We start from the raw sequence: 24155 nt of genomic DNA on the forward strand, positions 1-24155 counted from the left end.
GCCCAGCTCCTGGCAATGGAGACTGCGAACGAGAAGCGTGAGGAGATGTTCGGCGCCCTAGCGGAGCTCCGCGGTGAGGTTCGGGGGCTCGTACTCGCGCTCGGGCTGCGGCAGCCCGAGGAAGGCGAGGAGAAGCCGAAGAGCGGTGCGTTGGCGACGTGGAGCCTGATGAAGGTGCTCGGCGTGCTGGGCGCTGTCGGCGGCTGCCTTGGGCTGCTGGTCTTTCTTTTCCAACTCGCGGTGAAGCTCTGGCCGCACTTCGTGGCCTACATGATGAGCCTGTCGCCCACATGAGCCGGGCCAACGTCGCCAAGGGCGTCGCTGCCGTCTTCGCCGCTGCCGCGCTGGCGATCCCGGTGATCGCCGAGTTCGAAGGCTACGTGCCCAAGGCCTACAAGGACCCCGTCGGCATTCCGACGGCCTGTTATGGCTCGACGGCCGGCATCGAAATGGAGCGCACCTACAGCGATGCCGAGTGCGCGCGGCGGCTGGCAGACGACGCTGCGACCCATGGGCTGGAGATCGCTCACTGCCTGCCGGCCAACCTGCCGACCGAGGTGCGGGCGGCGTTCACGTCTTTCGCCTTCAACGTCGGCAGCAACCGCTTTTGCGCCTCAGGCGTGGCGAGAAAAGCCAACGCTGGTGATCTCCGGGGCGCGTGCGCCGACCTATCGCGCTGGGTCTACGCCGGCGGCCGGCAACTGTCGGGGCTCGTCCGACGCCGGGCGGCCGAGCGCGCGCTCTGCGAGAGAGGTCTGGCATGATCCTGGAGCTGCTGGCATCGCGGCTGGCGGGACCGATCGCCACTGCCCTGTGCTTGGTGCTGCTGATGTTCGGGGTCGTGCAGTGCTCCGGCCGCGCGGCCGCTGAGAAGCGGCAGGCTGCGGCGGAAGCCGCTGCCGCCACGCTGCGGGTCGATCTCGACACGTGCCGCGGGAACGAGGCTCGTGCCCATCAAGCCGCGGCCGATGCCTCGGCGTCGGTGGAGCTGGTCCGAAAGGAGGGCGAGCGCCTCCGCGAGATCAGCCGCAAGAAGCTGCAGTCGGCGCGATCGGTGGCTGAGAGCTACCGGCAGGACGCGCAGCGGATCCTGGCGACAGAGGTCGCCGGCGATCGGTGCGAGGCCGCGGCGAGGTTGATCGAGGAGAACGCCGAATGAGGCTGGTGGCGTGCCTGGCGCTGATCCCGGTTCTGGCGTCCTGCGCGTCAGCACCGGCGCCACGCATCGAGTACCGAGAGGTGAAGGTCGCCGTGCCGGTCAAGTGCGCTGCGGATCCGGGGCCGTCTCCGGCCTACTCCGACACGCCGGAAGCCCTGCGGGCCGCCGGTGACATGCTGGAGAAGGTGAAGTTGCTGCTCGCAGGCCGCAAACAGCGTGACGCACGTATCCTGGAGCTGGAGGCCGCGAGTTCCGCCTGCGGCAGTGTTCCAACGATGACCGAGCGGCCATAGCCAAGGAGAGTGCTGAGGGAGACCTAAAAGGCGGTTCTGCGTTTAGGCTACACCATGGCCCGCAAACCCGCCGCGAAGAGCGCCCCGAACCCCCCGACACATTCGCCAGCCTATGCGCTGGCGCTGCGCCTCCACGCAGCTCTTGAGCTCGATCCGTCGCTACAGTTGGACACAGCCGCAGAGCAGCCCGGCGGGGTGGTGGAAGCCAACGCGCTGTTCGATCTGCGCGACGCCGAGGGCCGGGCTTTCCGAGTAAGGGTGATCCGAACGCATTGAGTGGGTCGATGCCGGCCTGCGCGCGCTAGCTTCTGCCAGGATGTCGGTTTCTGGCCCGATCGCGCTCTGCTTCAGCTTCTCGAGCCTGGTTATGCCAGTGCGCCGCAAGAGCCAGGCAGCGACCTCATTCGCCGAGATCCTGGGCGGCGAGGGCTCTTCGCAGGTAGGCTTCAGCCTTTAGCCGGCACTCTTCGGGGTCGGGCATTGTGGACGGCAAACCCAGTCGCTCCCGCGGATGTTCCGCCCGGCATCCGCAGCAACCTGCTAAGCTTCGCTGCCGGTCGCGCCCCCCGGTGCGGTCGGCTCCCGGGCCGTCACTAGGCTGGTTCGGGCGGACCCCGAGTACCCCCCAGTGCTCGGGGTCTGGATCGTCTCGCCAGCCGTTGCGACGTGAAGCTCTGCTTTATTGACTGAACGGCGTCGGTGGGCGACGCAGTCGTATGAAGAGCGGCCGTGCCACCTCTGTTGATGCAGCGATCGGGCGCCGCCTCCGGATGATCCGGCAGTGGCGAGGCGTTTCTCAGCCCGCCCTGGCGGCCGCGCTCGGTGTTACCCACCAGCAGGTTCAGAAGTACGAGGTTGGCGCGAACAGGATCAGCGCCTCAAGTATCGCCCGGGCAGCGGCCCTGCTTGGAACGCCGGTAGGGGACTTTTTCGGTGAAAGTCCAAGTGCCGCAGCGGTTAACGATGACATTGTGGAACTGCTAAACGAGGGCGGCGCGCTCGAGCTGCTCCGTGCGTACCGGGAAGTCAGGTCAGAAGCTTGCCGTCAGCGCCTGATACTTTTCCTGGAAAGCGTGCAGTATGACGAGCGGATATAAGCCTGCGGGATTGGCTAGCGGCGGGCAGATCCTACTCCATGTCATAGAACGACGCGGAACATCTCCAGCCAGTCAACCGACAGGAACAAGCCGGGCGCGCCTTATGTCGGAAGCGAGCACCGCCTCCGAAGCAGACCGCCGGCTAGGCCAAAGCCCCCGATCATGAGCGCCCAGGTGGTCGGCTCCGGTACCGCAGCGCCGACTTGCACATTATCTGCCAGGAAGCCTTGGCCGACGGCCTCCTGGGTGCCGGCGAAGAAAGTGTTCTGTTCGTCGTAGACGACGTGGAACGTGTTCATCGCGTCGATGAAACCGGTCCGATTCGAGATTGCCTGAAGGGTGGCGACCACCACGAAGCTGTCACCCGGGTTGATCCGGATCGCCCCGCCACCGCAAGCTTCCGAGAGGCCTATGTTCTGATTGTATTCGCCAGCCGACATCCCGCCGCTGTTGAAGCTTGCTGCAGCAATCACGCCACTTGCGCCGCATTCGGCGAACCCAATAGACGAGTTGCTGATGATATCGATAGCGCTGCTCGCCGGCGTGAACGACTGCGCAACGTAGGGGACGCGCAGCAGCGAGAGCGCCACGTTGAGCATTCCGTCACCCGTGAACTCGTTAGCGCCCAGAGGGCCGAGTTGGTCTCCGGACGTGTAGAAGTGCAGAAGACCAGAAAGTGCGAAATCGATGGCTACGTCGCCGCCGTAGGTAAAGCTGCGGAAGGCTGTGGCCGACGCGCCTGTACGCGTCTCTGCTCCGGCTTGAGACGCCACCCGGACGGTCGGCAGATAATCTTCGCTGAAGGTCACCTCAGCCGCGCCTGACGCACCGGCAAGCATGTTGTTGGGGGCGGCCGACAGGCCTAAGCCGTATCCGCCGAAGTACTGGTGTGGCTGCAGGCGCGGACTAGCTGCAACGTTGCATGCAGATCCAGAGGCGCCACAGGCGCGATTGGTGATCACCGCGCCTGAGCCGAACACGTCCGCAGCAATCGCGGGTGCCGCAATGGAAAGCGACGAGAGTGCCGCGATGGCGGCCAAGCGCCGCCGGTCAAGCTGCGGCACGGTCGTGAACCCCTGTTTCATGAAAGCCCCCACGTCCCCCAAAACGCTTATGTGTGCAGTATATCGGCGTATCCTTCGGATTTGAGCAATCAAATCACCCGGCGCGCGAGTCCCTTCGCGGTAGACGCGATGCTGTCGGGCGGAGGTGGGGTCGGCCTAAAGCTCGACGGTCCCGGCCATGCTTGGATGATGTCACGCGGGCGAAAATCAAGGAACAAACCTCACACTGCGTCGTTTCTCGACTGCGGAGTTCCCTCCGGGTAGTGTGGCCTACTGAAAGTAGAAACTCGGCGACCTCCGTGCCTGTTGAGACGGAGGTCGCCTCCTTCTAGTCATGAACGGGAATGCGTCGGGTCGAGGACTACAGAAGAAACGCGGAAGACTGCCGCAAGCTTGCCCCGAAGATGCCGCGCGTGATCCGCGACCAATTGTTGCTTCTCGCCTCAGAGTGGGACCGCCTGGCGGAAGAGCGAGAACTGAATCTGCGACGCGCCAACGGCAACACGCCGCCGAGCGCCATCCGGGATTCTACGGGGGTGACCACGAGGCCGGAGGGCCCGTAGAACAGCGTTGCGCTGGCCGGAGCCACCTTAGGGTCGGTCCCACGACTGGCGCTGGACGGTCGGGGCCTCGCGCCTCGGCCGTCCGCTGTGCCTGAGGATCATGCCTCGGCATCGCGTGTAGATGCAACGGGAACCCAGGCCGCCGCCGAACGGTTCAACTCATGACGCGCAGGGGTTTCCACAGCCGCAGAGAGCGCGTTGAAGCCCCCGCGAGCAAGTTCTCTGCGGGGGCTTCGTCTATCCGAAAAAGCTCTGCCCCCTGCTGCAGCGAAGAGTGGGGTGCGTGAGATCGGCGAAGTGGAGGGAGCCACCCCATTCCGGCGACTTTGGCTCGATCTTCGTCATCGTTTCGGCGTAGTCGATACGAGCGGGAAAAGTTGCGTGCCTGCTCGTCAGCGTCGATACTCTGCTCGTGCGGCTGTTCCCGACGACGCGGTTCCATCGGCTGCACCACGAGGCCCGGAGGTCGCTCCCCGCGGGCCTCTATCCATTCCGGGATCCTGCGGATAAACCGGCGCTGGGCGGCCAAGTCAGTCGCGTAGCTGGTCTTCGGACCAACGGGGACGTAGCGCACCCCGGGCCGCCCACCAGCAGGATTTGCCCGTCGGCTTCGGGCCGAAAACTACCCTTGCCTCGGCCCAAAGGCGTTGGCCCTTGGCCTCAAGGCGGCACGTGATGCATCAGCTCAGGAGGGAAGAGCCGGTGCGCTCCATCCGCAGAAGCTGCACGTTCCTTGATCCACTCTGCTCCGGAAGCCGCCGCCCATCACCGCGCCGCCTTCCGTTGCGCCATCACTTCCTGAACCGCCGCGCGGACCATATCGCGCTGAGCCGCGCCGGCGCCGAAGCGGTCGCCGCCATAGGCGAGCACCGCCAGCAGTAGGCCCGCAATGCCGAAAAAGACGGTCACGCCAGTCAGCACGACTGTTCCCTTGCTGGCGGAGGATGCCTTGAGCTCGCGGATGTCGCCGCGCAGGGCTGCGAACTCGGCGCGCATCTCGCCCATAGCCTTCGCTAGGGAAGTCTCGGCCCGCGCCTCCGCAGCTGCGATCTTGGCGTCCGTGGCGTCCATATCCTTAGAGTCGCCCTCGTTCTCCGAAGTTGCAAGAGGCGGCTCGCTGGCGCGGTTCTGCTCGATCCGCGCGAGGCGGCGCGCCATTTCCTCGGCCTCGGCGATTGGGCTGGGGGTGTCAGCCATCCGGCAGTTCCCCCTCCCGCTCCTTGAGCCACTCGTCTAGCAGCTTGAGCACGGCATCGTTGGCGTTCGTGATCTGCACCAGTTCTGCCTGGCTGATTTTCTGACCCATCGCCATCCGGGCGACTGCTGTGGAAAGGGCGGCGTTGACCCCCGCTTGAGCGACCATCACCTTCAAGAGATCCAGTCGGGCTTGGCGCTTCGCAGCCTCGATGAGAGCGACTTCCATCATCACCGCGACCGTACCGCTCGTGCTCAGGGCCCGCTAGCCCTCGCCACGACCTGCCGTAGTGACCCTCGACCAGTCGAGCGCCCTGATCCTCGGAGGCTTGCAAGCTTCGCGCTGTCCGTGCGCGCGGCGCTCGGGCCCTGCCATCGCCTAGAGCCTACGCCTGAACACCACGGGAACGCTCGGTTGGGTGCTGGTGTAGCCCGCCCCAGCTACCACCTTATTCAGACGCTCCACCACGGGACCATCGGTCAGGGCCGGGGCGAGGGCGCCGTGGAGGCGGATCATCGTCTGGCCGTCCGGGAGGGCGCGGACGTCGACGCGGGCGACGACCTGGCGGAGGCGGGCGAGGGTGTCGCTGCTCGACGCGGAGGTGGGGGCGCGGCCCTGGTGCGTGGCGAGGTGGGCCTGAAGGTCGGCCACGCGGCGGGCGAAGATCTCGGCCAGGCGGGGGTGCAGGGTGAGCGGCGGCGTGGCGGCGCGGCTGGAGGCGTCCGCGGCGCGCAGGGCGGCGGCGACGTCGGCGCGGTCCTGCTCGAGCTGGGCGAGGCGGGCGGTCAGGGCGGGGCTGTGGCCGGTGGCGGTGATGGCGTCGACCAGGCGGGCGATCTGGCGGTCGAGGTCCTGGGCGCGGCGGTACAGGGGCGCCGTGTCCCGGCGCGCCTGCTGGGCGCGGGCGGCCCAGGCGTCGTGGTAGGTCTTGACGTAGAGCCGGACGGCCTCGGGGCCCAGCAGGCGCGTGCGCAGGGCCGTGAGGACGCGGTCCTCGACCTCGTGGCGGGCGACGCTGCGGTCGTGGCCGCAGGCGGCGGCGCCGTGGGCGCGGCGGGCGGCGCAGATCAGCCGGCCGCGGCCGTTGAAGGTGGTCATCGCCGCGCCGCACTCGGCGCAGCGGATCAGGCCCGACAGGGGCCGGGGCGGCGCCGGGGCCCGATGGGCGGGGGCGGCGGCGCCGGCGGCGTCCAGGCGGGTGTGGACCGCCGCCCAGGTCTCGGCGTCGACCAGGCGCAGGTGCGGCACGGGCGTGCGCTTCCACTCGGCCGGCGGCCGCGGGCGCGAGATCCGGCGGCCGGTCTGGCGGTCCTTGGACATGGCCACCCGATTCCAGACCTTCTCGCCGGCGTAGAGCCCCTGGCGGAGGACGCCGTTGCCGCGCTGGCGGCTGCCGGTGATCGTGCTGGGGGCCCAGCGGCCGCCCGAGGGGCTGGGCACGCCCTCGAGGTTCAGGGCCTCGGTGATCGCCCGCAGGCTCTCGCCGGCGGCATAGGCCGCGAAGATCCGGCGCACCACGGCGGCCTCGGCCTCGACCACCTGGACGTCGCCGCCGGGGGCCGAGCGGTAGCCGTAGACCCGGGCGCCGGTGGCCAGCCCCGCCTCGGCGTTGGCGAGCATCCCGCGCCGCGTCTTGGCCGAGAGGTTGCGCAGGAAGTCCTGGGCCCCGTAGCCCTTGAGCGCCACGTGCATCAGCTCGACCCGGCCCGAGCCGCAGGTCCAGAGCTGGACCCCCGCGTCCTCGAGGCGGTTCCAGACGTGGGCCAGGTCCTCGAGGTTGCGCGCCAGGCGGTCCTCGTCCTCGGCCAGCAGCAGGTCGAACTGGTGGTCGGCCGCGGCGGCCAGGGCGGAGATCAGGCCCGGGCGGTTGGCCTTGGCGGCGCCGGAGATCGCGGCGTCGGAGAAGGTGGCGGTGACGGTCCAGCCCTGTCGCTGCGCATAGGCGGCGCAGAGGGCGACCTGGTCGGCGATCGAGCGGGGGTTCTGGACGTCGTCGCTGAAGCGGGCGTAGACGGCGGCGCGGGGCATCATGTGGTGTTCGCCCAGAGGGCCGTGCCCTCCGCTGCGGCGGCGCAGCTCAAAACGATCCCGAGGGCTTGGCCTAGGTCGCCGCTGTAGTCGCGAGCGGCCTTGCGGATGTCGTTGATGGCCTTGTCCCAGGCAGGGGACCCTGGGCGGAGCTGTTCCTCGAAAATCGCCGCCAAGTGGCGATCCACCTCATTCAAGTGCGGATCATCCCAGTTGGCATTCGCGGGCGCGAGGCGGTGCGAGGCGACCATCGCCGCCCCGCGCAGGGCCTTCAGCGACGCCAGCGCCGCCGCGACGCCGGGATCATCTTCGGACACGTGCGGCAATACCTGCTGGGAGATGGAGACCCAGCGCCGCCTTAGTTCATCGCGCGCGGCGAACGAGCGGGACGGGTCTCCCAAGACCCCGTTGCGAACATCCAGGGCCGCGCGGATCATCGCCTGCAGGGCATCTGTGATCGCCGGGCCAGCAGACCCGATGTCGTTCAGCGCCTTGGCTTGCTCCAGCCATAGCTCCGCTTCTTGTGACTGGGTCCTACCTGTCACCCGGGCCCGTTCATCCAGCAGGGCTTTGATCGAGGGCGTCACCTTCAAGCCGAGCGAAACCCTTGTTCCTGGCTCAGCCGGCTTCGGGGGCCGTCCGCCGCGTTTTGCCTCCGGTTCCAACGGGTCGCTCCTATTCGCAGGTATTTCTTACGAACGTTAGAAACCTCTTGTCAACCAGCGCGAACCGCCTCAGCAAATCAGCATTATCTCTCAATCCGGAGAAACGTTGATGGCTGATGCGAAACAACGCAACGACGACATCTTGTGGGGCTGCGAGGCGATCGCTGCCGAGATCGGTCGAGAGCGTAGTGCGACCTTCCACATGCTGAGTTCTGGCGCGCTGCCGCCCGCCCGCAAGATCGGCGGCAGATGGTGCGCTTCGCGCTCTCGGCTGCGGGCCTGGCTCCGCGGCGAATTGGAGGCGCCCGCCGCCGCGGCCGAGAGGGCGCAGGCGTGAGGGACAAGCGGGGGATCCACACGCCTGCCCAATGTCGGGCCGCTCGCGCACTGCTGGGCCTCACCGCAGACGATCTGGCGCGGCGCGCTCGGCTTACCATCGACGTCGTCGCGGCCTTTGAGGCCGGTGGCGATATCGAGCTGCCGGCCCGGGCGGCGCTTGAGAACGCGCTTCGGGAATGCGGGGTCATCGGCATCGCTGAGGCCGCCGCTGGGGAGGGCGTTCGCTTCAGTCGCCCGGCGACCGACCCCGCGAGGCGAGCGCCGTTCGCCTTCGACCTGGCTTGATCGGGGCAGAGGCTCACGCGTGAACGTGATTTCCACATTCCAGGCCGCCGGCGACGGGCCCTTCGCGGTGGACGAGGGCGTCGAGGCGCCGGCCTATTCTGACGAGGACCTCGCGCTAAGGGTCGCAGGCGAGCGGGCCGGGGACGCCCGCTACGTGGCCGCTTGGGGCAGGTGGTACCGCCTCGTGGGGCACAAGTGGGCGGCCGACGTGAAGCTCGCCACCCTCTACGCCGTGCGAGAGACCTGCCGGCAGGCCGCGTGCGGATCCTCAAACCCCAAGGAGGCGCTCGCACTGGCGAGCTACCGGACGGTGAGCGCAGTCGAGAGGCTGGCGCGGTGCGATCCGCGCTTAGCCGCGACCGTCGACCAATGGGACGCCGACCCCCTGCTTCTCAACACGCCGGGCGGCGTGGTCGACCTTAACCAGTGGACTGAGCGGCCGGCCGTCCCAGAGGACTACTTCACGAAGTCCACCGCGGTCGCGCCGGCCGCGTCGGGGGTAAAGCCCGAACGGTGGCGCAGCTTCCTGGACGAGGTCACAGGTGGCGACGCGATGCTCGCGCGCCACCTGCAGAAGATCGCTGGGTACTGTCTCAGCGGCGACACGAGCCACCACGCGATCTTCTTCGCCTACGGCACGGGCGCGAACGGCAAGTCGGTCTTCGTGAACACCCTTATGGGCGTGCTGGGCGACTATGCGACCTCCACGCCCATGGAAACCCTCATGGCCTCCAAGGAGGATCGCCACCCTACCGAGCTGGCGGATCTGCGCGGCGCGCGCCTGGTCACGTCCGTCGAGACCGAGGAAGGGCGGCGCTGGGCGGAGTCCAGGGTTAAGCAGCTCACCGGAGGCGACGCCATCAAGGCCCGGTTCATGCGGCAGGACTTCTTCGAGTTCCGGCCGCAGTTCAAGCTGCTGGTCGCCGGCAATCACAAGCCCGCGCTGAGGGGCGTCGACGAGGCGATCCGCCGCCGGTTCCAACTGCTGCCCTTCACCGTCACCATTCCGCCGCAAGAGCGCGACCCCGACCTGGCCGAGAAGCTCCGGAGCGAGTGGCCGGCGATCCTGCGTTGGATGATCGAGGGGTACGACGCCTTCCGCGAGGAGGGCTTGGCGCCTCCGCCGGCTGTGGCAGCGGCCACGGCCGAGTACCTCGAGGCGGAGGACGCGTTCGGCCAATGGGTGGAAGACTGCTGTGAGCGGCACGGCGACGCCTTCGAGCCGACGGGTACGCTCTACGCGAGCTGGAAGTCCTGGGCCACACGGCATGGCGAGTACGTCGGGCCCACCAAGCGGTTCGTCCAGACGCTGACCAGCCACGGGTTCGAATACCGCCGCACCAACGCCGCTCGAGGATTCCGGGGCCTGAGGGTGCGGGCGCTCTCGGTGAGCGACGCCGAGTGACACCACGTGACGCCCTTCCGGCATTGCCCCTCTACGCGCGTGCGCAGACATGCGCGCGTCACAGCGACAAACCCGGGGCGACGTCACTTGCCGTCACTCGCCTCGTTCGGGGGGGTAGGGGGGTCGAATCTCTACAGACCTTCGGCTCCCGGACCGGCTTGGGCATCGCGCGCAAGTTTTCGCTGAAATCGCTTAACTTTTTCCTGGGAGGCCCTCGTGCCTGCCTCGGCCGCTGATAGACAGCGCCGGCGGCGCGAGCGCATCCGCCATGGGCGGACTTTGGTCCGCGTGGAGCTGTCGTTCGACGACGTCGAAAGCCTGATCGAGGGTGGCCATCTCCCGGCATGGGATGAGGCCGATCCGGACGCCATCGCCGTCGCGATCCTGCTGCTGATCCGGAGGACCGTCACGCGTGACGGGGTGGCGGCGCGGCGCGGCGTATGACCCGAACCATGATGATCGAATCACTCGCCAAACCCCTGGACGCCGTGAAGCGGGCCGTCGCACCGAACGCTCTGCAAGCGGAGCTGGACAGCATCAACGCGCAGCTCCCCCAACTCGAGGCCGACGCCGAGGCGAAGCGCCAGGCGGTAGGCGAAGCTGCGGCCGCGATTGCCCGGGGCGCTCGGCTGACAGAAGCGAAGCAGCGCGAGATCGTCGCGGCCTACAGCGAAGCCCTGGCCGAGGTGAAGGTGCTGCGCACGCGCCGCCGGCGCCTGCAGGAGCTGTTGCGCCCGCCCTCCGCCGTTCGTTCCGCCCTGGTGAGCCTTCCCGTGCCCAAGGAGCTGGCGGCCGTCCGCGCCGAGCTGGAGGCCGTCCGCGCAGAGCGCCTGGCGCTGATCCACCGGAAGGCGGCTATGCGGTCCGACAAGCCCGACCAGGCGCACGAGGCCCGGCTGGCCGACCTGGAGGATAGCATCCGGACGCTGCGGATCCGCCGCGCCGAGCTGGAGCCGTCGCACAACAAGGCCATTCGCGCGGCCCTCCGTCCGCTGGAGGTTGAGCAGGCTCGGAAGCTGAAGGCGGCCGCCTCCGAGTTCCTCGCGGCGTGGGAGGTCCTCGCGGAGGTCGCCAGCGAGAAGCCCCCTTACACGCCTGACGTCGGGAACGGCCTGGAGCGGATCGGGAACATCTCTCCGCTGCCGGCGCACCAGGCGATCGATCTGGCCAACCGAATCCTGGCGGGGGCGGGCGAATGACCGACCGGGTTTTCATCCGGGGCTTCGCAGCCCCGTTCGGGCTCCCCGCGCGCATCGCCGAGGGCGGCGCACAGGTCGAGATGATCGAGGCGTACGCGTTCAACTTGGCGGGCCCAATCGATATCCGGTGCCTGCACGATGGCGAGGCCTTCGCGGACACGAAGGCTGGCACTCTTCGCCTGGACCAGAACGACCACGGTTTGCGCTTCGAGGCTGCGCTGCCGGGTCGCTGTGAAGTGTGGGCCTGGGCGCGTGACTTGGCGGAGGATCGCCTGGGCGTATCCGTCCAGTTCGCCGCCGGCACCCGCAAGGCGACTCGGACGCGAGATCACGGCGGCCAGCCGATGGACCTGGTGACCAGCGCGAGGATCAGTCACATCGCGATCGTTCACGAACCCGCTTACCGGGATACCAGCTGCTGGCTCTCGACGTGGGATCACTACGACATGCCGCCGCGGCTCCGCAGCTGGGCGGAGTTGTGGGGCGAGGACCCACCTGTCGCTGCCGCACCGATCGCGCCTGTCGTCGACGCGGTGCGCAAGGTGGCCGGCCCTACCGTGGAACAGCACCTAGGGACGTTGAGGCGCTTGCGCTTGAAGTTCGATCCCGAGAGTCGGGACCGCTTGGCGCAGTATGTCGACGCTCATCGCGGCGACGCAGACTTCGCCACGGCGATGGACATCAACATCCAGGAGTTGGCCGCCGCCGCGGCCGCGAAGTGAACGAGATGCTTGGCCCGCCCGGTACAATGAACGAGCGGGTCACGCGCGACGTTGGGAGCGTGGTCCCTGTGAGGCGGAGTGGTAGCGCATGCCCTTCCGTTTTCGACGGCCCTGCACGCGTTCCCAGCGTCATGGCCGCAGCGTCGCCGGCTGAGGAGACGGCGGCGGCGCTGCGGCCACACCACACACGCGAACGGCGTTCGCCTGCCCACGCGAACGCCGTTCGCCTCTCCTGAAGGAGTAATCCGCCCATGGCCGCCGGCGACCTCAGCCGTCCGTCCGGGATCGGGCGGAGCTACATACCTCTCAACCTGATCTGCGGCCCGCCAGGCGCGGGCAAGTCCGCCTACGTGCGGGCCCATGCGCAACCCCGCGACCTCGTGCTGTGCTTCGACGAGCTGGCGAGGCAGATGTTCGGGCGCGGGCGCGCGGCTCCCGAGCGCGTTGGCGCCACTCTCACCGACAAGCAGGTGTTCGCGGTCCTCGAGGAGCGCAACCGGCTACTGGCGGACCTCGCGCGGCCTGACACGTCCCTCCGCTGGCGCTGGGCCTGGCTGATCGCCTTGGAGCCCATCGCCGAACATCGTGAGTGGTGGGCCCGAACGATGGGCGCAAGGGTGTTCGTGCTGCCGACGCCGGCGGACGAATGCCTCCGCCGGATCCAGGCGGACACGACCGCGGGAGATGATCGCGGCCCCCGCGCGGCCGACCTGGTGCGCAGCTGGTGGTCGACGTATCGGCCGGCCGCATGCGATCGCGAAGCGACCTGAAGGCCAGGACGACGTTTCGGCCTGGCATGACAGTCGAACCGCCTCCGGCGGCGCAGTTCACAGGGCCGCCCGCGCCAGGCCTGCGCCACACACCTACGTAAACTTACGGGGGTATCGCTTAAGCCGCCGGTCTGCGACCTTTGTTCGGCGTCACGGCCGGAGCCGACTAGGGGGCCTGCGACTAGGGCGCAGGGCGGCTCAGCCTAGAGAGCCGCCCACCTAGGCCTCACGTCCCTTGCGACGGACCTTCTGAACAGTCGACCGCCTGCGGCGGCCCGGCGTCAACACCGCGCGAGCGAGCCACCGAATCTCGGACAAATTGTCCGAATTCCTCGTGGCGCGAACGGCGTTCGCCGTCCGCAGCTTGAAGCGGCGGCCGAATGAGCGCAGATTCCGCGCGGGCTTCGAAACCCGGACCAGCAATAGGTCGGACCCGTTGGCGCGGGCCCCCGACCAAAAAAGCGAGCGTGACGGCTCGCAACAGGCTCGCGCTTGGCGGCGCGAAGCACCTTGGCCCTATGTGGCCGGGGGCGGCGCGCCATGTCCAGGGCGAAAGCCTAAAAGCCGTCGGCCTGTCTTGCTGGCAGGTTTCGAACCCCCGGCTGCCGGCGCCGATCGCCGGCGCGGCCTTCGAAAGCCGACCAGCAAGGACTATCGCCATGAACGCCCACACTCCTGATCTTCACGAGCGCCACGGCCGCCAGGTTGCCCTGGACGCCTGCCCCGTCGCGGCGATCGCGCGCCGGTTCGCGCACCTCGAGGACGAGGACGCCAAGATCCAGAACACCTTCGGCCGGCCAGATCAGCAGCGCATGAAGGACGAGATGCTTAGCCAGGAGCTCCTCGACTGCGCCGATCAGCTAGGCCAGCAGGCCGAATGGCTGGAGGCGTGCACGCTGGAGGGCGTCTATTTCCAGGCGCTCCAGCTGGGCCGGGTGGCACGTGAGATCGTAGACGAGGCGACGCAGGACCCCAGCGACGGCTTCCACGTCGCCCGCTTGAGCCGGCGGTTCAATCGCCTGCAGCACCTCGTTCTGGACGGCCTCGAGCGTCTCGGCGGCTTCGACGGCGCCGACTACGGCAAGCGGCACCTGACCCTGAGCATGCCGCAGTTCCGCGAGGTCCTCGAGCATCTGAGGGCATAGGGCGGCAGCTCAGCAGCTAGGCGGCGAGCGGGCGGCGGCTCCCGGAGCCCCCCGCTCGGCTCAGCGCCTCCATGTCTGGCCGAACTCCTGATCGAACCACAGATCCACCGTCTCGTGCACGCCCATGATCGAGCGAAAGTTGAGGACGCTCGGGTGGTGCTCGCGCAACCAACTCATGAAGGCAAAGACGCTGAGCTGCCCAGGGTCCACCTGGCTTAGCCCTTCGACTTTGCGCCATTCATGGCACAGGTGGCGGATCGCCTTCTCAGCTTCTGCCTTCTGCATGGCCACAGCAGTGTCTCGCGAGTCGCCATGCCTGTCGCACGGAGCCACCAGCAGAATTCGGAGCGCCCTCACGAAGGCGCCCGCCGAGGAGGGGCCCCCGGCGGGCGCTTGGGTAGGCAGCCTTGCTGTAGCTAGAAGACCGGCAAGGCCAGGAGGTTGTTTGGCACGAAGCCGTCCGCCTCGGTCTTCACGAAGCGTCGAAGGCGTTGGCTAACAGCAGACATCAGCCAGACCGACCGACCCTGAGCGACCGTCCAGAAACGGTGCCCTTGATCCATTAGCCGAAGGATCGCGTCGATATCCAGGTAGCCGCACTCAGGGCCGTAGAGGCCTTCGAGGCGGCGGTCGACATCGAAGCCGTCGGGCCGGTGATGAGTAATCTGGAACGTAGCCATGATGGCAGTCATCCTTCTTCGGATGTGTGTTCTGCCGGGCTTGACACGCACCGCCCCGACGACTCATCGTCCCGAGGCTTCACTCGAAAGCGCGTTTCCCGCAGCCCGGCCAGGCTTGCGGCGAGAAGCTCCGAAGCGCACGGGCCGTGGGGAAGGTCAGAGCTCCCCGCGGCCTTTTTCGTGCCCGCCGAAGCGTCACGAGCCGAACGGTGGAATCGGTCTCGGTTTGAGTCAATATGTTGGGGGTGCCGTCCACAGGTCACACAGGACCTGGACGAGCGTTTCTCGTGAAACGCCCTCTTGTACGCGCGATTCTCGGCGGAGGAACAGCGCCAGATTAGGCCGGGTGAGCCTTGGCGACCGCGAATCAGCAGGCGATCGCCACGGTCGGGAACGTCTGATCAAGCTGGAAGCGGGCCCCAGCTACCAGCGACGCTCCACCACGTGGTTTCTCAGGCCGCCGCGTCCGACTGCGCGTCCCTGGTCGGCGACTCGTCATCCGGGCCGTTGATCACCACGCGGGCGACGTGGCCCGCGGCCTCGGCCTTGCCGGCGGCCCCCATGGCGGCGGCAGTGGCGGTCTCGAGGCTGGAGTAGGGGCCGAAGCGCTTCTTGCCCAGGCCGACGGTCCAGACCCCGTCCACCAGATCCACCGTGTACTCGACCTCGGCCATCGTTCGCCGCCCCGCTCCCGAACGCTGGAGCTTGGGCGCGATTCTCCCTGAGAGGCGAACGCGATGCGTCTGGCACGCGAATTGTTGCGTAACGCGTTAGGCGGGCCAAAACGGCACGCCGGCTTTGGAGACAAGCCGATGGCGTCTTCAGTTCTCGTGGCCCGCACCAAGCCGGACGGGCTTGAGTACCTTCTCCGCGCCGCCCCCGTGGCGTGGACCGATGCGTCGGAACTCGCGCAGCACTACACCACGGTCCGGGACGCCACGCGCGCGGCCCTGCGCCTGCCCAGCCGCTTCCGCGCGTTCGCCCTGCCGTTCCACGGCGAGGCCTGAGGGACGCGTCAGGGGACCGCTTCGCCCCACTCGCTCCAGCCGGCGAACCGGGGCGCCCGCGGTAGGTACATGCTGTCGGACCGCTCGACGCGGAAGCCCGCCGCCTGGATGGCGCTGGTGACCGGCCGGGTCAGGTGGCAGCCGCCCGCGATGCGTTTCCAGACGGGCTCGATCCGCCGCTGCCATTTCGCCACGTCGGCGTCGGGCGAAAGCCCGTGCTCGGCGTAGAGGAAACGCCCGCCGGGCTTCAGCACACGCCGCGCCTCGGCCAGCGCCGCTGACGGCGTGCAGACCGAGCACAGGGTGAAGGTGCACACCACACAGTCGAACGACCGGTCCTCGAAGGGGAGGGCCTCGGCCGTTCCGTCCTCGACCGCCACGGCGATGCGGGGATCCCGCGGCGCGGCCTCGGCGATGCGGCGCAGTTCCGGCGCCGGGTCGACCCCGGTGACGCTCGACACCTTCGCCCCATCGTAGAAGGCGAGGTTGAGGCCCATGCCGATGCCGAGCTCCAGAACCCGGCCCTCCGCCTTGGGAACCACCTTCTGCCGCTGCTTCGCGATCGGCGGCGCCGAGCAGGCGCACTTCAGAAGGCGGGGCAGGACGAAGCGGTCGTAGAGCGAGGCCATGGCTCAGCTTAGCGCGTCTCGTAGACCTTGGGCGCCCTGGCGATCGCCACCGGGCCCAGGGTGGTCTGCCCGGCCTGGAAATAGAGGGTCATTCGGGCGAGGTCCCCGGTCTCACGCGCGCCGGCCACCGCCGCGGCCGCCACCGCGGTCTCGCGCGGGATCGTGCCGGTGTCGCCCAGCGCGCCGATGGCGCGGGGCGCCTGCCGAAGCGAGACGTCGAGGCTGCCCGTCAGCCGCCCGTCCGAGTCGACGCCCAGCGAACCGGCGTTGGCGCCGATGAGGGCGTCGCCGGCGGTCAGGCCGGCGCGCTTGACGCTCATCCGGCCGCCGGCGCGGTCCCAGTTGCGGACGGCGGTCGGCCAATCGGCGCCGCGGAAGGCGCTCATCTTCGTCAGGCGGCCGTCCCACTCGATGGAGATGGGTTTCTCGCCCGCGATCCGGCCCAGGAGGCCGGACAGCCGCGCCTTGCCGTCCTTCACCGTCAGCCACACGCCGCCTTCGTCGAGCGCGCTCGGCGCCTGGCGCAGGTGGAACTCGACGCGCTGAGCCCGCTCCAGGGCGAAGGGATTGGCGCCGGCCGCCGGCTGGAAGACCAGATCCACGCCTTCGAAGGAGAGGTTGGGCGGCGTGTTCTGCAGGTGGCTGAGGCTGGCGCGGATCAGCTTGCCCTGCACGCGCACCGGACCGCCCTGGGGGCGAACGAACGTCAGGCCGTCGGGCGTCGCCACGAGCCAGTGGGTCGGCGCATGCAGGAACGCCTGCGCCTCGAGGCGCGGCGCCTCCAGCGCCCAGCCGGACCGGTCGCGGATGCGGGGGTCGGTGAGGGTGACGTTGAGGCGGAACGGGTAGCCGCCGATCGCCTGCGATTTCCAGCCCACCTCGTAGCCCGCCGCCTTCAGCTGGGACACGCCGGCCTCGAGGCGGGATTCGGCCTGTCCGCGGGCCCACAGCCAGAAGCCGCTCCATGCGACCACCAGGAGGAAGGCCAGCCCGAAGGCGATGTAGAGGGGCCAGCGGCTGAGTTTGCGGGGCGCGGTCGGATCGGGCACAGGGGTATGGTCTTCGTGGCTTGCGGGGCGGGATGACGTCGGAACGGTGGGTCTTCGGCTACGGTTCGCTGATGTGGCGGCCGGGGTTTCCCTATGTAGAGCGCCGGACCGCCACGCTACATGGGCGCCGGCGCGCTTTCTGCATCTATTCGGTGCATCACCGCGGAACCTACGCGCGGCCGGGGCTGGTGCTGGGCCTGGCGCCCGGCGGCGCCTGCCGGGGCGCGGCCTATCGCGTCGCCGAGGACGACTGGCCGGGCGTCTACGACTATCTGATGGAGCGCGAACAGCCGACCGAGACGTACGTCGAGGCGCGGCGGCACGTCCGCCTGGACGACGGGCGGCGGGTGGAGAGCCTGTGTTTCCTGTCCGACGTCCGCCACGCGCAGTGGGCCGGCGCGCTCAGCCTGGAACGGCAGGCCGAGCTGATCGCGGGGGCGACGGGCCTGTCCGGACGCAACGTGGACTATCTGCGTGACCTGGTGGAGCACCTTCGGGAAATGAACGTGCGCGACGCGGCCATGGAGCGGCTGCTGGGCATGGTCGAGGCGCGGGAGCTGGCGGCCTAGCCTCCGCGTCATCGCCTGGGCCTGCGCGGCGCGCAGGTCCCTAGAGCGCGAGCAACTCGTTCGACCTGGTCTCGATCCGCTCTTCCAGGATCCGCATGAATTCGGCCCGCTTGAGGCCGGGGGGGATCGGCTCGAGATACTCGAACACGATGGTGCCGGGCCGGCGGATGAAGCCGTGCGCCGGCCAGTGCACGCCGGCGTTGGTGGCCACCGGATAGACCGGCACGTTCAGCTCGCGGTAGAGGGCGGCGATGCCGGGCTTGTAGTCGGGCTCGGCGCCGGGCGCCTTGCGGGTGCCTTCCGGGAAGGTCACGACCTGCTGTCCGCGCTTGAAGCGCTCGACCCCCTCGCGGATCACCTGGCGCATGGTCTTCGAGCCGCCGTCCCGGTCGATGATGATCGCGCCCGCCTTCTTGGCGTACCAGCCGAACCAGGGGATCCACGCCAGCTCCTGCTTCATGACGAAGGCCGAGGCGGGCAGCCAGGTGAACTGGGCGAACACGTCGAGCATGCAGTGGTGCTTGGGCGCCACGAGCGCGGGCCCCGTCGGAATGTACTGCCGGCCGCGAACCTCGACCCTGATCCCGCAGATGCGGAGCAGGCCGGTCACGCCGCGGCCCCAGAAGTGGAACAGCGCGAGCGTCCAGCGCCATGGACCCAGCAGCACCGGGGTGGCCAGGATCGCGATCACCGCGGTCCAGAGGTAGAACAGCGCCACGTAGAGCAGCGAGCGGACGACGATCACGGCTTGGCCTTCAAGCTGGGGCCCCCTTTTCGGCCGCGGCGGGCGGATCGCGGGGACCGAGCCCCAGGACCGCCTCGCGCGCCAGGATCGCCAGATACTTGCAGTACTCCACGACCATCAAGCGCGCGGCGCCGGGATGGCGCCACCAGTCGCGGGATTTCAGCGACCGGGTCGGCACGGCGTAGGCCTGGGTCTCGATGCCGGCGGGGCGCAGCACCGCGTTCAGCTCCAGCATGGCGCGGGGCATGTGGAAGTCCGCCGTGACGACGATGAGCTCGCGGTAGCGCATGGCCTTCGCCCAGGCGAGGGTCTCGCGCGCGTTGCCCACGGTGTCGGCGGCGGTGAACCCGAGGTCGACGCAGCAGTCGTAGAGGCGCCGGACCGCGCGGCTGACGTTGCGGATGTCCTCGCGCGTCGCCTTGCGGTCGACGCCGGACACCAGCATCCGCCGGCCGTAGCCGTCCTCGAGCAGCCCCATGGCGGCCGACAGCCGGTCGTTCGAGTTCGCGCCGGTCAGGGCCACGACCCCTTGCGCCGGCGTCGGCGCGCGGGGCGGCGTCGACTGCTGGACGCGGGCGGCGAACGCCAGGAGCCCCGAGAACCAGATCAGCGCCACGACCAGGAAGACGGCGACCGACTTCATCAGAGCCGTTGTATCAGCCGCCGCGCCGTGATGCGCGCGGCGACGGCGGCCACCAGGGCGGCCAGGACGGGGCAGGGCAGGACCGCCAGCAGGTCGGCCCAGGCGATCGGCAGCGCCGGCGTGATCCCCTCGCCGCCGCCGATCAGGCGCAGCATGGCGCCGAGTGCGCCGGCCGCGACGGCCCCGATGGCGCCGGCGACGGCGGCCACCCGCGCGAACCGCAGTTCGAAGAGGTTGGCGATCTGGGCGTCCTCGGCGCCGGCGAGATGGAGCACCTCGACCACGTCGCGCCGGGCGGCGATGCCGGCGCGCGTGGCGAACGCCACCACCGCGCCGGCGGCGCCCGCGATGAGCGCGAGGATCGAGGCCGCCGTCCAGCGGACGACGCCCGCCGCGCACCGGATGTCCTCGATCCAGACCGAGTGGTCGTCGACCACGGCGTCGATGCCCTGGGCCTTCAGCGCCTTGTCAAGCACGGCGGCCGTCGCGGGCTTGCGGTCGTCGAGGCCCACGGCCACGAGGCGCGGCACCGGCAGGTCCTCGAGGTCGGCCACGTCGCCCAGCCAGGGCCGGATCAGCTCGTAGGCCTTCTCCTTCTCCAGCGCGCGGGCCTCGGTCACGCCGGGAACCGCGGCGAGCGCCTCGGCGGCGCGGGCCGCCGCCGCGTCGGGCGTTTCGCCGCCGCGGGCGCGGACGATGACGGTCGCCTCTCCGGTCAGCTGGTTCTGCCAGCCGTGCGCGGCCCGGTCTCCCGCGATCACCATCAGGCCGGTCAGGCAGGCCAGGAAGCAGAGGACCGCCACGACGAAGATCAGCGCCGGGTCGCGCGCCTCGGCTTCGGGCAGGAAGGACGCAGGCTTCCAGCGCTGCGGGTCGAACGCGGCGCTCATTCGGCCGGCCCCATCGGCGGCATTGGGCGCAGCCGCCCTCGCTCCAGGTGCAGGACCGGACGGCCGGAGCGGGCCACGAGGTCCTGGTCGTGAGTCGCGATGATGACCGTCGTGCCCAGCCGGTTCAGCTCGACGAAGAGCCTGTAGATGCGCAGGGCCATCTCGTGGTCGACGTTCCCCGTCGGCTCGTCGGCCAGCAGGATCTCAGGCCGGTTGACCACTGCGCGGGCGATGGCCAGCCGCTGCTTCTCGCCCCCGGCCAGGGTCGGTGGCAGCGCCTCCATCCGCTGTCCCAGCCCCACCCAGGTCAGGAGCTCGGCCACGTCGTTCCGGTACTCCGCCGCCTTGTGCCCGGCGATGCGGAGGGGCAGGGCCGTGTTGTCGAAGGCCGAGAGGTGGTCGAGCAGCAGGAGGTCCTGGAACACCACGCCGATCCGCCGGCGGATCCGCGGCATCTCGCGCGCCGGCATCGCCGTCACGTCCTCGCCGAACAGCCGCACCGAGCCCGAGGACGGGCGGGCCGCCAGGTAGATCAGCTTCAGCAGCGAGCTCTTGCCGGCCCCGGACGGCCCGGTGACGAAGTGGAACGATCCCCGCGGCAGCGACAGCGAGACGTCGTTCAGCACCTCCGGGCCGCGGCCATAGCGCATCGAAACGCCGGCGAAACGGAGGATTTCGTCGGCCGTCGGGTCATCGGCGGCGGCGCTGGCGTTTCTGGACATGTGGGCCGAAATCGGCGACCTCGGTCGGGAGGGTGCTGGAGCGTCCGATTCGGCCCAATGATACTGACCTGTCCAGAGTGCGCCACCAGCTATTTCGTGGACGATCTCAAGATCCCGCGGGAAGGCCGGGTCGTGAAGTGCACCAGCTGCGCCGCGCGCTGGCGGGCCTTCCCCGAGACCGAGGAGACGGAGCCGGCGGCGGCGCCCGCCCCGGCGGCGGAGCCGGCGCGCGGGTCCGAGTCCCAGCCGGCGTCGTCCTCCGAACCCGCCGCGACCGATGACGACATCGAGGTCGTGGCGGCCCCCGCCAAGACGCGGGCCCGCAGGCCGCCGCCGGCGCCCAGGAAGCGTCCCACCGCCGCCCTGATCGCCGCGGGCGTGCTGACCGCCCTGATCGTGGCCGGCGGCGCGCTGGTGCTGCTGCGCGGGCAGGTCGCCGGCATGATCCCCGGCACGGCGCCGATCTTCGCGGCGATCGGACTGCCCGTGAACACGCTGGGACTGGGCATCGAAGGCGTGGTGGCGAAGGAGACGTTCGTCGCCGGTCGTCCGGTGCTGGCGGTGACGGGCGCCATCCGCTCGACCGCGGAGTCGCCGACCCTGGCGCCGCCGATCCGGATCAGCCTGCTCGACAAGGCGGGGGAGCCGCTGGCGAGCCTGGTGGCCGAGCCCCTCAACGCCAAGGTGCCGCCCGGGGCGAAGCGCTACTTCGCCGTCAACCTGCCGGACCCGCCGGCCGGAGCCCACGAGCTGGAGATCGCCTTCGATCCGGGCGCCGGCCGGACGGTTCCTGCCGGGGCGACGCAGTCGGCTCCGGTCGAGCACGCCCCGCCGGCCGCGGCGACGCCGGTCGAGGCCCAGCCGCTGCCGCCCGGCAGCCCGGACGCCCTGCAGCCGCCGGCCCCCAAGCCCGACGCGGAGCATCATGACTGAGCCCACCATCCTGATCTCCGAGACCGAGGTCCTGGCCCGCGTCGAGGCGCTGGCGCAGGAGATCGCGCCGCGGATCGACGACGAGACGGTGGTGGTCTGCCTGCTGACCGGCGGACTCTGGTTCGCCTCCGACCTCACCCGGGCGCTGGCCCGCGCGGGGCGGCTGGTCCGGTTCGATGCGATGTGGCTGGCGTCCTACAAGGACGAACGCCAGTCGTCGGGCCGGTGCGAAGTGCGCGCCGACCTGCAGCGCCCGATCGCCGGCCGCAAGGCCCTCGTGGTGGACGACGTGTTCGACACGGGGCTGTCGTTGTCCGAGGCGGCCCGGCTCGTGCGCGATTCCGGCGCCAGCGAGGTGCTGACGGCGGTGTTCGCCCGCAAGCCCTGGCCGACCCCGCGCGCGATCGAGCCCGACTACGTCGCCTGGGAGGCGCCGGGCCGTTTCCTGGTCGGCTACGGCATGGACGTGGCCGGCCAGATGCGCGGCCTGCCCTACGTCGGCGCGATGGACTAGGCGGTCGCCGCCACCCGCCGGCGGCTGCGCAGCGCGGCGCCGGCCCCGCCGAAGCCCAGGATCATGAGCGCCCAGGTCCCGGGCTCGGGCACGCCGCCCGCCACGCCGCCGACGCCCACGGTGAAGCCGTGCCAGTTCTCACTGGTGTCGGTGAAGCTGAGCGAGGTGAACGTGCCCTGGAACTGCAGCACCCCGTGCACCTCTCCCGAGCCGAAGAAGCCGGTGTTCGTGCCGTTGACGCTGAACGTGCCGCAGCCCCAGAAGCCGCACCCCTGGCTGACGACGGTGAACGGCGAGCTGAAAGTAACGTTGTTGCCGTTCCAGCTCGTGAAGGCGAGGTAGGGGTTCACCACGGCCTGGCTGAAGGTGATCGTCTTCTGCCCACGGGCGTTCAGGGCGATGACGTCGGAGCCGCTGGGCCGGTTCACGACCCCTTGCGTGTACCCGTTGTCCACCCAGAAGTCGGTCCCGCCGGCCGTCTGGGTGAACCAGATGGCCCCATCGTAGTCGACGTCGATGACGTCGCTGCCGACCGTGATCACGCCGTCGACGTGCGTCGACGACGTTTGGGCCGTCCAATCGGTCCAGTTCACCGTGACCGCATTCGCGGAGGTGGCGCCGGCCAGGAGGGCGATGGCGGCGGTGGCGGCAAGCAGCTTGGTGGACACGTCGATCTCCCCGTTTGAACGGCCAACGTCGCAGGCGTGCTGGGAAAGGCCACCGGACTCTCCCAGCAGGCGAGGATCTGCACGTCGCCGGAAACGCGGTTTGCAGGCGCCTGCGTCGTCCTGTATCGTAGACACATGGATACTTTGGTGGACGATGCGCAGGGCCGGCTCGCCCGTCGGGTCCGGATGGAGCGGGACGCGCGGGGGTGGTCCCTGGCGGACCTCGCCGACCGCTCGGGGGTCTCCAAGGCCGCCATCAGCAAGATCGAGCGCGAAGAGGTGAGCCCGACCGCGGTCGTCCTCGTCCGGATCGCCGCGGCGTTCGACCTGACCCTGGCCGGGCTTCTGCTCCGCGCCGAGGGCGGCGGCCGGCTCAGCCGCGCCGCGGAGCAGCCATCGTGGCGGGACCCTGAAACGGGCTACGTCCGCCGGCAGGTCTTCAGCCGTCCCGACCACCCGCTCGAGCTCGTCGCCGTCGAACTGCCCGCGGGCCGGCGCGTGGAGTTCCCCGCGTCGTCCTACGCCATGATCCGCCAGGCCGTCTGGGTGACGGCGGGCGAGCTCTCCATCGACGAGGGCGGCGAGCGCCACACCCTCGGTCCGGGCGATTGCCTGGGCTTCGGCCCGCCGGGCCCCGTCGTCATCGCCAACCGGTCGGAAAGGCCCTGTTCCTATGTCGTCGCCCTCGCCCGTCGCTGAAGTCCTGAACGTCCGCCTGGACGACCTGTCGGGCCAGCCGACCCGCGACCTCGTCGCCCTGCATCTGGCGGGGATGAGCGCCAACTCCCCGCCGGGCCACTGCTTCGCCCTCGACGACTCCGGCCTGGCCAGCCCGGACGTCACGGTGTGGAGCGCGTGGCGTGGCGAGGCGATCGCGGCGATCGGGGCGCTGAGGGCCCTGGGCGACGGGACGGGAGAGGTGAAGTCGATGCGCACGCACCCCGATCACCTGCGGCAGGGCGCCGGCGCGGCGATCCTGGAGCGGATCATCGCCGAGGCCCGGGCGCGGGGATATCGGCGGCTGAGCCTGGAGACCGGCAGCGGGCCGTCGTTCGAGCCGGCGCTGGCGCTCTATCGGCGACGCGGCTTCGTGAGCGGGGACGCCTTCGGCGGCTATGCGCCCAGCGCGTTCAACCAGTTCATGCACCTGGACCTCTGACCGGCCAGGCCTGCGGCC

35 protein-coding genes are annotated in these 24155 nt (G+C 69.6%); 20 read left to right on the forward strand and 15 right to left on the reverse strand.

Annotation, left to right across the window (positions count from 1 at the left end):
* The 6 genes from JNK30_RS18285 to JNK30_RS18310 all read left to right on the forward strand — a co-directional run.
* The coding region (locus tag JNK30_RS18285) for a hypothetical protein (RefSeq protein WP_293484414.1) at positions 1 to 294 on the forward strand (294 nt) is incomplete at its 5' end.
* The gene (locus JNK30_RS18290; RefSeq protein WP_293484416.1) at positions 291 to 764 is read left to right on the forward strand and encodes a lysozyme; all 474 of its coding nucleotides are present in this window, start codon (positions 291 to 293) and stop codon (positions 762 to 764) included. The genes JNK30_RS18285 and JNK30_RS18290, both read left to right, overlap by 4 nt.
* Positions 761 to 1159: a hypothetical protein gene (locus tag JNK30_RS18295; protein ID WP_293484418.1), complete on the forward strand. Its 399-nt coding sequence runs from the start codon at positions 761 to 763 to the stop codon at positions 1157 to 1159. The genes JNK30_RS18290 and JNK30_RS18295 overlap by 4 nt, the downstream gene beginning before the upstream one ends.
* Positions 1156 to 1452 carry a hypothetical protein gene (locus JNK30_RS18300; RefSeq protein ID WP_293484419.1) on the forward strand — a complete coding sequence of 99 codons (297 nt, stop codon included), beginning with the start codon at positions 1156 to 1158 and terminating at the stop codon, positions 1450 to 1452. Before JNK30_RS18295 ends, JNK30_RS18300 begins: the two co-directional genes overlap by 4 nt.
* A gap of 54 nt (positions 1453 to 1506) precedes the next feature.
* Positions 1507 to 1728 carry a hypothetical protein gene (locus JNK30_RS18305; protein WP_293484421.1) on the forward strand — a complete coding sequence of 74 codons (222 nt, stop codon included), beginning with the start codon at positions 1507 to 1509 and terminating at the stop codon, positions 1726 to 1728.
* Between the two features lie 440 nt (positions 1729 to 2168).
* The gene (locus JNK30_RS18310; protein ID WP_293484423.1) at positions 2169 to 2549 is read left to right on the forward strand and encodes a helix-turn-helix domain-containing protein; all 381 of its coding nucleotides are present in this window, start codon (positions 2169 to 2171) and stop codon (positions 2547 to 2549) included.
* A 101-nt stretch (positions 2550 to 2650) separates the two neighbouring features.
* On the opposite strand, the gene JNK30_RS18315 is transcribed toward JNK30_RS18310, so the two are convergent.
* The 5 genes from JNK30_RS18315 to JNK30_RS18335 form a co-directional block, all read right to left on the reverse strand.
* The gene (locus JNK30_RS18315) at positions 2651 to 3634 is read right to left on the reverse strand and encodes a PEPxxWA-CTERM sorting domain-containing protein (RefSeq protein WP_293484425.1); all 984 of its coding nucleotides are present in this window, start codon (positions 3632 to 3634) and stop codon (positions 2651 to 2653) included.
* 1307 nt (positions 3635 to 4941) lie between these two features.
* Positions 4942 to 5373: a hypothetical protein gene (locus tag JNK30_RS18320; RefSeq protein ID WP_293484427.1), complete on the reverse strand. Its 432-nt coding sequence runs from the start codon at positions 5371 to 5373 to the stop codon at positions 4942 to 4944.
* The gene (locus JNK30_RS18325; RefSeq protein WP_293484429.1) at positions 5366 to 5602 is read right to left on the reverse strand and encodes a hypothetical protein; all 237 of its coding nucleotides are present in this window, start codon (positions 5600 to 5602) and stop codon (positions 5366 to 5368) included. Before JNK30_RS18325 ends, JNK30_RS18320 begins: the two co-directional genes overlap by 8 nt.
* A 147-nt stretch (positions 5603 to 5749) precedes the next feature.
* A complete protein-coding gene (locus JNK30_RS18330; RefSeq protein WP_293484430.1) occupies positions 5750 to 7402 on the reverse strand; it encodes a recombinase family protein in 1653 nt (550 codons plus the stop codon).
* Positions 7399 to 7992 carry a hypothetical protein gene (locus JNK30_RS18335; RefSeq protein WP_293484432.1) on the reverse strand — a complete coding sequence of 198 codons (594 nt, stop codon included), beginning with the start codon at positions 7990 to 7992 and terminating at the stop codon, positions 7399 to 7401. Before JNK30_RS18335 ends, JNK30_RS18330 begins: the two co-directional genes overlap by 4 nt.
* A gap of 181 nt (positions 7993 to 8173) precedes the next feature.
* On the opposite strand from JNK30_RS18335, the gene JNK30_RS18340 reads away from it, so the two are divergent.
* The 8 genes from JNK30_RS18340 (at position 8174) to JNK30_RS18375 (ending at position 13929) form a co-directional block, all read left to right on the forward strand.
* On the forward strand, positions 8174 to 8401 hold the full coding sequence (locus JNK30_RS18340; RefSeq protein WP_293484434.1) for a hypothetical protein: 228 nt from the start codon (positions 8174 to 8176) through the stop codon (positions 8399 to 8401).
* On the forward strand, positions 8398 to 8688 hold the full coding sequence (locus JNK30_RS18345; RefSeq protein ID WP_293484436.1) for a transcriptional regulator: 291 nt from the start codon (positions 8398 to 8400) through the stop codon (positions 8686 to 8688). Before JNK30_RS18340 ends, JNK30_RS18345 begins: the two co-directional genes overlap by 4 nt.
* Before the next feature lie 19 nt (positions 8689 to 8707).
* Positions 8708 to 10093 carry a phage/plasmid primase, P4 family gene (locus tag JNK30_RS18350; protein ID WP_293484438.1) on the forward strand — a complete coding sequence of 462 codons (1386 nt, stop codon included), beginning with the start codon at positions 8708 to 8710 and terminating at the stop codon, positions 10091 to 10093.
* Positions 10094 to 10381: 288 nt separating this feature from the next.
* Positions 10382 to 10537, forward strand: a complete 156-nt coding sequence (locus JNK30_RS18355) for a hypothetical protein (protein ID WP_293484440.1) — start codon at positions 10382 to 10384, stop codon at positions 10535 to 10537.
* An 8-nt stretch (positions 10538 to 10545) separates the two neighbouring features.
* The gene (locus JNK30_RS18360) at positions 10546 to 11292 is read left to right on the forward strand and encodes a hypothetical protein (protein WP_293484442.1); all 747 of its coding nucleotides are present in this window, start codon (positions 10546 to 10548) and stop codon (positions 11290 to 11292) included.
* The gene (locus JNK30_RS18365) at positions 11289 to 12014 is read left to right on the forward strand and encodes an HK97 family phage prohead protease (protein WP_293484443.1); all 726 of its coding nucleotides are present in this window, start codon (positions 11289 to 11291) and stop codon (positions 12012 to 12014) included. The genes JNK30_RS18360 and JNK30_RS18365 overlap by 4 nt, the downstream gene beginning before the upstream one ends.
* Before the next feature lie 251 nt (positions 12015 to 12265).
* On the forward strand, positions 12266 to 12784 hold the full coding sequence (locus tag JNK30_RS18370; RefSeq protein ID WP_293484445.1) for an AAA family ATPase: 519 nt from the start codon (positions 12266 to 12268) through the stop codon (positions 12782 to 12784).
* A gap of 467 nt (positions 12785 to 13251) precedes the next feature.
* Positions 13252 to 13929, forward strand: coding sequence for a hypothetical protein (locus tag JNK30_RS18375; protein WP_293484447.1), 678 nt, complete (start codon positions 13252 to 13254; stop codon positions 13927 to 13929).
* A 60-nt stretch (positions 13930 to 13989) separates the two neighbouring features.
* Here JNK30_RS18375 and JNK30_RS18380 read toward each other — a convergent pair whose 3' ends face one another.
* The 3 genes from JNK30_RS18380 to JNK30_RS18390 all read right to left on the reverse strand — a co-directional run bounded on the left by JNK30_RS18380 (position 13990) and on the right by JNK30_RS18390 (position 15283).
* Positions 13990 to 14214, reverse strand: coding sequence for a hypothetical protein (locus tag JNK30_RS18380; protein ID WP_293484449.1), 225 nt, complete (start codon positions 14212 to 14214; stop codon positions 13990 to 13992).
* A gap of 131 nt (positions 14215 to 14345) precedes the next feature.
* Positions 14346 to 14621 carry a DUF3892 domain-containing protein gene (locus JNK30_RS18385; RefSeq protein WP_293484451.1) on the reverse strand — a complete coding sequence of 92 codons (276 nt, stop codon included), beginning with the start codon at positions 14619 to 14621 and terminating at the stop codon, positions 14346 to 14348.
* A gap of 440 nt (positions 14622 to 15061) precedes the next feature.
* Positions 15062 to 15283, reverse strand: coding sequence for a hypothetical protein (locus JNK30_RS18390; protein ID WP_293484453.1), 222 nt, complete (start codon positions 15281 to 15283; stop codon positions 15062 to 15064).
* Between the two features lie 138 nt (positions 15284 to 15421).
* On the opposite strand from JNK30_RS18390, the gene JNK30_RS18395 reads away from it, so the two are divergent.
* Complete coding sequence (locus JNK30_RS18395; protein WP_293484455.1) at positions 15422 to 15616, forward strand: hypothetical protein; 195 nt, start codon at positions 15422 to 15424, stop codon at positions 15614 to 15616.
* A gap of 8 nt (positions 15617 to 15624) precedes the next feature.
* On the opposite strand, the gene JNK30_RS18400 is transcribed toward JNK30_RS18395, so the two are convergent.
* Complete coding sequence (locus tag JNK30_RS18400; protein WP_293484457.1) at positions 15625 to 16245, reverse strand: class I SAM-dependent methyltransferase; 621 nt, start codon at positions 16243 to 16245, stop codon at positions 15625 to 15627.
* Positions 16246 to 16253: 8 nt separating this feature from the next.
* The gene (locus tag JNK30_RS18405) at positions 16254 to 17294 is read right to left on the reverse strand and encodes a DUF2125 domain-containing protein (RefSeq protein WP_293484458.1); all 1041 of its coding nucleotides are present in this window, start codon (positions 17292 to 17294) and stop codon (positions 16254 to 16256) included.
* Positions 17295 to 17326: 32 nt separating this feature from the next.
* Between JNK30_RS18405 and JNK30_RS18410 the strand changes: the two genes are divergently transcribed.
* Positions 17327 to 17863, forward strand: a complete 537-nt coding sequence (locus tag JNK30_RS18410) for a gamma-glutamylcyclotransferase (protein ID WP_293484460.1) — start codon at positions 17327 to 17329, stop codon at positions 17861 to 17863.
* Positions 17864 to 17903: 40 nt separating this feature from the next.
* Here JNK30_RS18410 and JNK30_RS18415 read toward each other — a convergent pair whose 3' ends face one another.
* The 4 genes from JNK30_RS18415 to ftsE are packed head-to-tail and all read right to left on the reverse strand — an operon-like array spanning position 17904 to position 20863.
* Positions 17904 to 18608 carry a 1-acyl-sn-glycerol-3-phosphate acyltransferase gene (locus JNK30_RS18415; RefSeq protein WP_293484462.1) on the reverse strand — a complete coding sequence of 235 codons (705 nt, stop codon included), beginning with the start codon at positions 18606 to 18608 and terminating at the stop codon, positions 17904 to 17906.
* Positions 18609 to 18618: 10 nt separating this feature from the next.
* Positions 18619 to 19251, reverse strand: coding sequence for a YdcF family protein (locus JNK30_RS18420; protein ID WP_293484464.1), 633 nt, complete (start codon positions 19249 to 19251; stop codon positions 18619 to 18621).
* A complete protein-coding gene (locus tag JNK30_RS18425; RefSeq protein ID WP_293484466.1) occupies positions 19251 to 20141 on the reverse strand; it encodes an FtsX-like permease family protein in 891 nt (296 codons plus the stop codon). Before JNK30_RS18425 ends, JNK30_RS18420 begins: the two co-directional genes overlap by 1 nt.
* The gene (gene ftsE, locus JNK30_RS18430; protein WP_293484468.1) at positions 20138 to 20863 is read right to left on the reverse strand and encodes a cell division ATP-binding protein FtsE; all 726 of its coding nucleotides are present in this window, start codon (positions 20861 to 20863) and stop codon (positions 20138 to 20140) included. The genes JNK30_RS18425 and ftsE overlap by 4 nt, the downstream gene beginning before the upstream one ends.
* 57 nt (positions 20864 to 20920) lie before the next feature.
* Between ftsE and JNK30_RS18435 the strand changes: the two genes are divergently transcribed.
* Positions 20921 to 21796 (forward strand): DUF3426 domain-containing protein, encoded by an 876-nt coding sequence (locus JNK30_RS18435; RefSeq protein ID WP_293484470.1) that lies wholly within the window; start codon positions 20921 to 20923, stop codon positions 21794 to 21796.
* On the forward strand, positions 21789 to 22310 hold the full coding sequence (locus JNK30_RS18440) for a phosphoribosyltransferase (protein WP_293484472.1): 522 nt from the start codon (positions 21789 to 21791) through the stop codon (positions 22308 to 22310). The genes JNK30_RS18435 and JNK30_RS18440 overlap by 8 nt, the downstream gene beginning before the upstream one ends.
* Here the strand turns inward: JNK30_RS18440 and JNK30_RS18445 are convergent.
* Positions 22307 to 22978 carry a PEPxxWA-CTERM sorting domain-containing protein gene (locus tag JNK30_RS18445; RefSeq protein WP_293484474.1) on the reverse strand — a complete coding sequence of 224 codons (672 nt, stop codon included), beginning with the start codon at positions 22976 to 22978 and terminating at the stop codon, positions 22307 to 22309. The genes JNK30_RS18440 and JNK30_RS18445 overlap by 4 nt on opposite strands.
* Positions 22979 to 23113: 135 nt before the next feature.
* Here JNK30_RS18445 and JNK30_RS18450 point away from each other — a divergent pair, with 135 nt between their 5' ends.
* Together JNK30_RS18450 and JNK30_RS18455 are read left to right on the forward strand one after the other, a co-directional pair.
* Positions 23114 to 23677: an XRE family transcriptional regulator gene (locus tag JNK30_RS18450; RefSeq protein WP_293484476.1), complete on the forward strand. Its 564-nt coding sequence runs from the start codon at positions 23114 to 23116 to the stop codon at positions 23675 to 23677.
* Positions 23652 to 24137: a GNAT family N-acetyltransferase gene (locus tag JNK30_RS18455; RefSeq protein WP_293484478.1), complete on the forward strand. Its 486-nt coding sequence runs from the start codon at positions 23652 to 23654 to the stop codon at positions 24135 to 24137. The genes JNK30_RS18450 and JNK30_RS18455 overlap by 26 nt, the downstream gene beginning before the upstream one ends.
* Positions 24138 to 24155 lie beyond the last annotated feature (18 nt).

The organism is Phenylobacterium sp. (genome assembly GCF_016793225.1).
In the GTDB taxonomy this organism is placed as follows: domain Bacteria; phylum Pseudomonadota; class Alphaproteobacteria; order Caulobacterales; family Caulobacteraceae; genus Phenylobacterium.

Coding starts and splice junctions, on each gene's coding strand:
- JNK30_RS18290 (WP_293484416.1), top strand. CDS start 291: ATGAGCCGGGCCAACGTCGCCAAGGGCGTCGCTGCCGTCTTCGCCGCT.
- JNK30_RS18295 (WP_293484418.1), top strand. CDS start 761: ATGATCCTGGAGCTGCTGGCATCGCGGCTGGCGGGACCGATCGCCACT.
- JNK30_RS18300 (WP_293484419.1), top strand. CDS start 1,156: ATGAGGCTGGTGGCGTGCCTGGCGCTGATCCCGGTTCTGGCGTCCTGC.
- JNK30_RS18305 (WP_293484421.1), top strand. CDS start 1,507: ATGGCCCGCAAACCCGCCGCGAAGAGCGCCCCGAACCCCCCGACACAT.
- JNK30_RS18310 (WP_293484423.1), top strand. CDS start 2,169: ATGAAGAGCGGCCGTGCCACCTCTGTTGATGCAGCGATCGGGCGCCGC.
- JNK30_RS18315 (WP_293484425.1), bottom strand. CDS start 3,634: ATGAAACAGGGGTTCACGACCGTGCCGCAGCTTGACCGGCGGCGCTTG.
- JNK30_RS18320 (WP_293484427.1), bottom strand. CDS start 5,373: ATGGCTGACACCCCCAGCCCAATCGCCGAGGCCGAGGAAATGGCGCGC.
- JNK30_RS18325 (WP_293484429.1), bottom strand. CDS start 5,602: ATGATGGAAGTCGCTCTCATCGAGGCTGCGAAGCGCCAAGCCCGACTG.
- JNK30_RS18330 (WP_293484430.1), bottom strand. CDS start 7,402: ATGATGCCCCGCGCCGCCGTCTACGCCCGCTTCAGCGACGACGTCCAG.
- JNK30_RS18340 (WP_293484434.1), top strand. CDS start 8,174: ATGGCTGATGCGAAACAACGCAACGACGACATCTTGTGGGGCTGCGAG.
- JNK30_RS18360 (WP_293484442.1), top strand. CDS start 10,546: ATGATGATCGAATCACTCGCCAAACCCCTGGACGCCGTGAAGCGGGCC.
- JNK30_RS18365 (WP_293484443.1), top strand. CDS start 11,289: ATGACCGACCGGGTTTTCATCCGGGGCTTCGCAGCCCCGTTCGGGCTC.
- JNK30_RS18370 (WP_293484445.1), top strand. CDS start 12,266: ATGGCCGCCGGCGACCTCAGCCGTCCGTCCGGGATCGGGCGGAGCTAC.
- JNK30_RS18380 (WP_293484449.1), bottom strand. CDS start 14,214: ATGCAGAAGGCAGAAGCTGAGAAGGCGATCCGCCACCTGTGCCATGAA.
- JNK30_RS18385 (WP_293484451.1), bottom strand. CDS start 14,621: ATGACTGCCATCATGGCTACGTTCCAGATTACTCATCACCGGCCCGAC.
- JNK30_RS18390 (WP_293484453.1), bottom strand. CDS start 15,283: ATGGCCGAGGTCGAGTACACGGTGGATCTGGTGGACGGGGTCTGGACC.
- JNK30_RS18395 (WP_293484455.1), top strand. CDS start 15,422: ATGGCGTCTTCAGTTCTCGTGGCCCGCACCAAGCCGGACGGGCTTGAG.
- JNK30_RS18400 (WP_293484457.1), bottom strand. CDS start 16,245: ATGGCCTCGCTCTACGACCGCTTCGTCCTGCCCCGCCTTCTGAAGTGC.
- JNK30_RS18410 (WP_293484460.1), top strand. CDS start 17,327: ATGACGTCGGAACGGTGGGTCTTCGGCTACGGTTCGCTGATGTGGCGG.
- JNK30_RS18420 (WP_293484464.1), bottom strand. CDS start 19,251: ATGAAGTCGGTCGCCGTCTTCCTGGTCGTGGCGCTGATCTGGTTCTCG.
- JNK30_RS18425 (WP_293484466.1), bottom strand. CDS start 20,141: ATGAGCGCCGCGTTCGACCCGCAGCGCTGGAAGCCTGCGTCCTTCCTG.
- ftsE (WP_293484468.1), bottom strand. CDS start 20,863: ATGTCCAGAAACGCCAGCGCCGCCGCCGATGACCCGACGGCCGACGAA.
- JNK30_RS18435 (WP_293484470.1), top strand. CDS start 20,921: ATGATACTGACCTGTCCAGAGTGCGCCACCAGCTATTTCGTGGACGAT.
- JNK30_RS18440 (WP_293484472.1), top strand. CDS start 21,789: ATGACTGAGCCCACCATCCTGATCTCCGAGACCGAGGTCCTGGCCCGC.
- JNK30_RS18450 (WP_293484476.1), top strand. CDS start 23,114: ATGGATACTTTGGTGGACGATGCGCAGGGCCGGCTCGCCCGTCGGGTC.
- JNK30_RS18455 (WP_293484478.1), top strand. CDS start 23,652: ATGTCGTCGCCCTCGCCCGTCGCTGAAGTCCTGAACGTCCGCCTGGAC.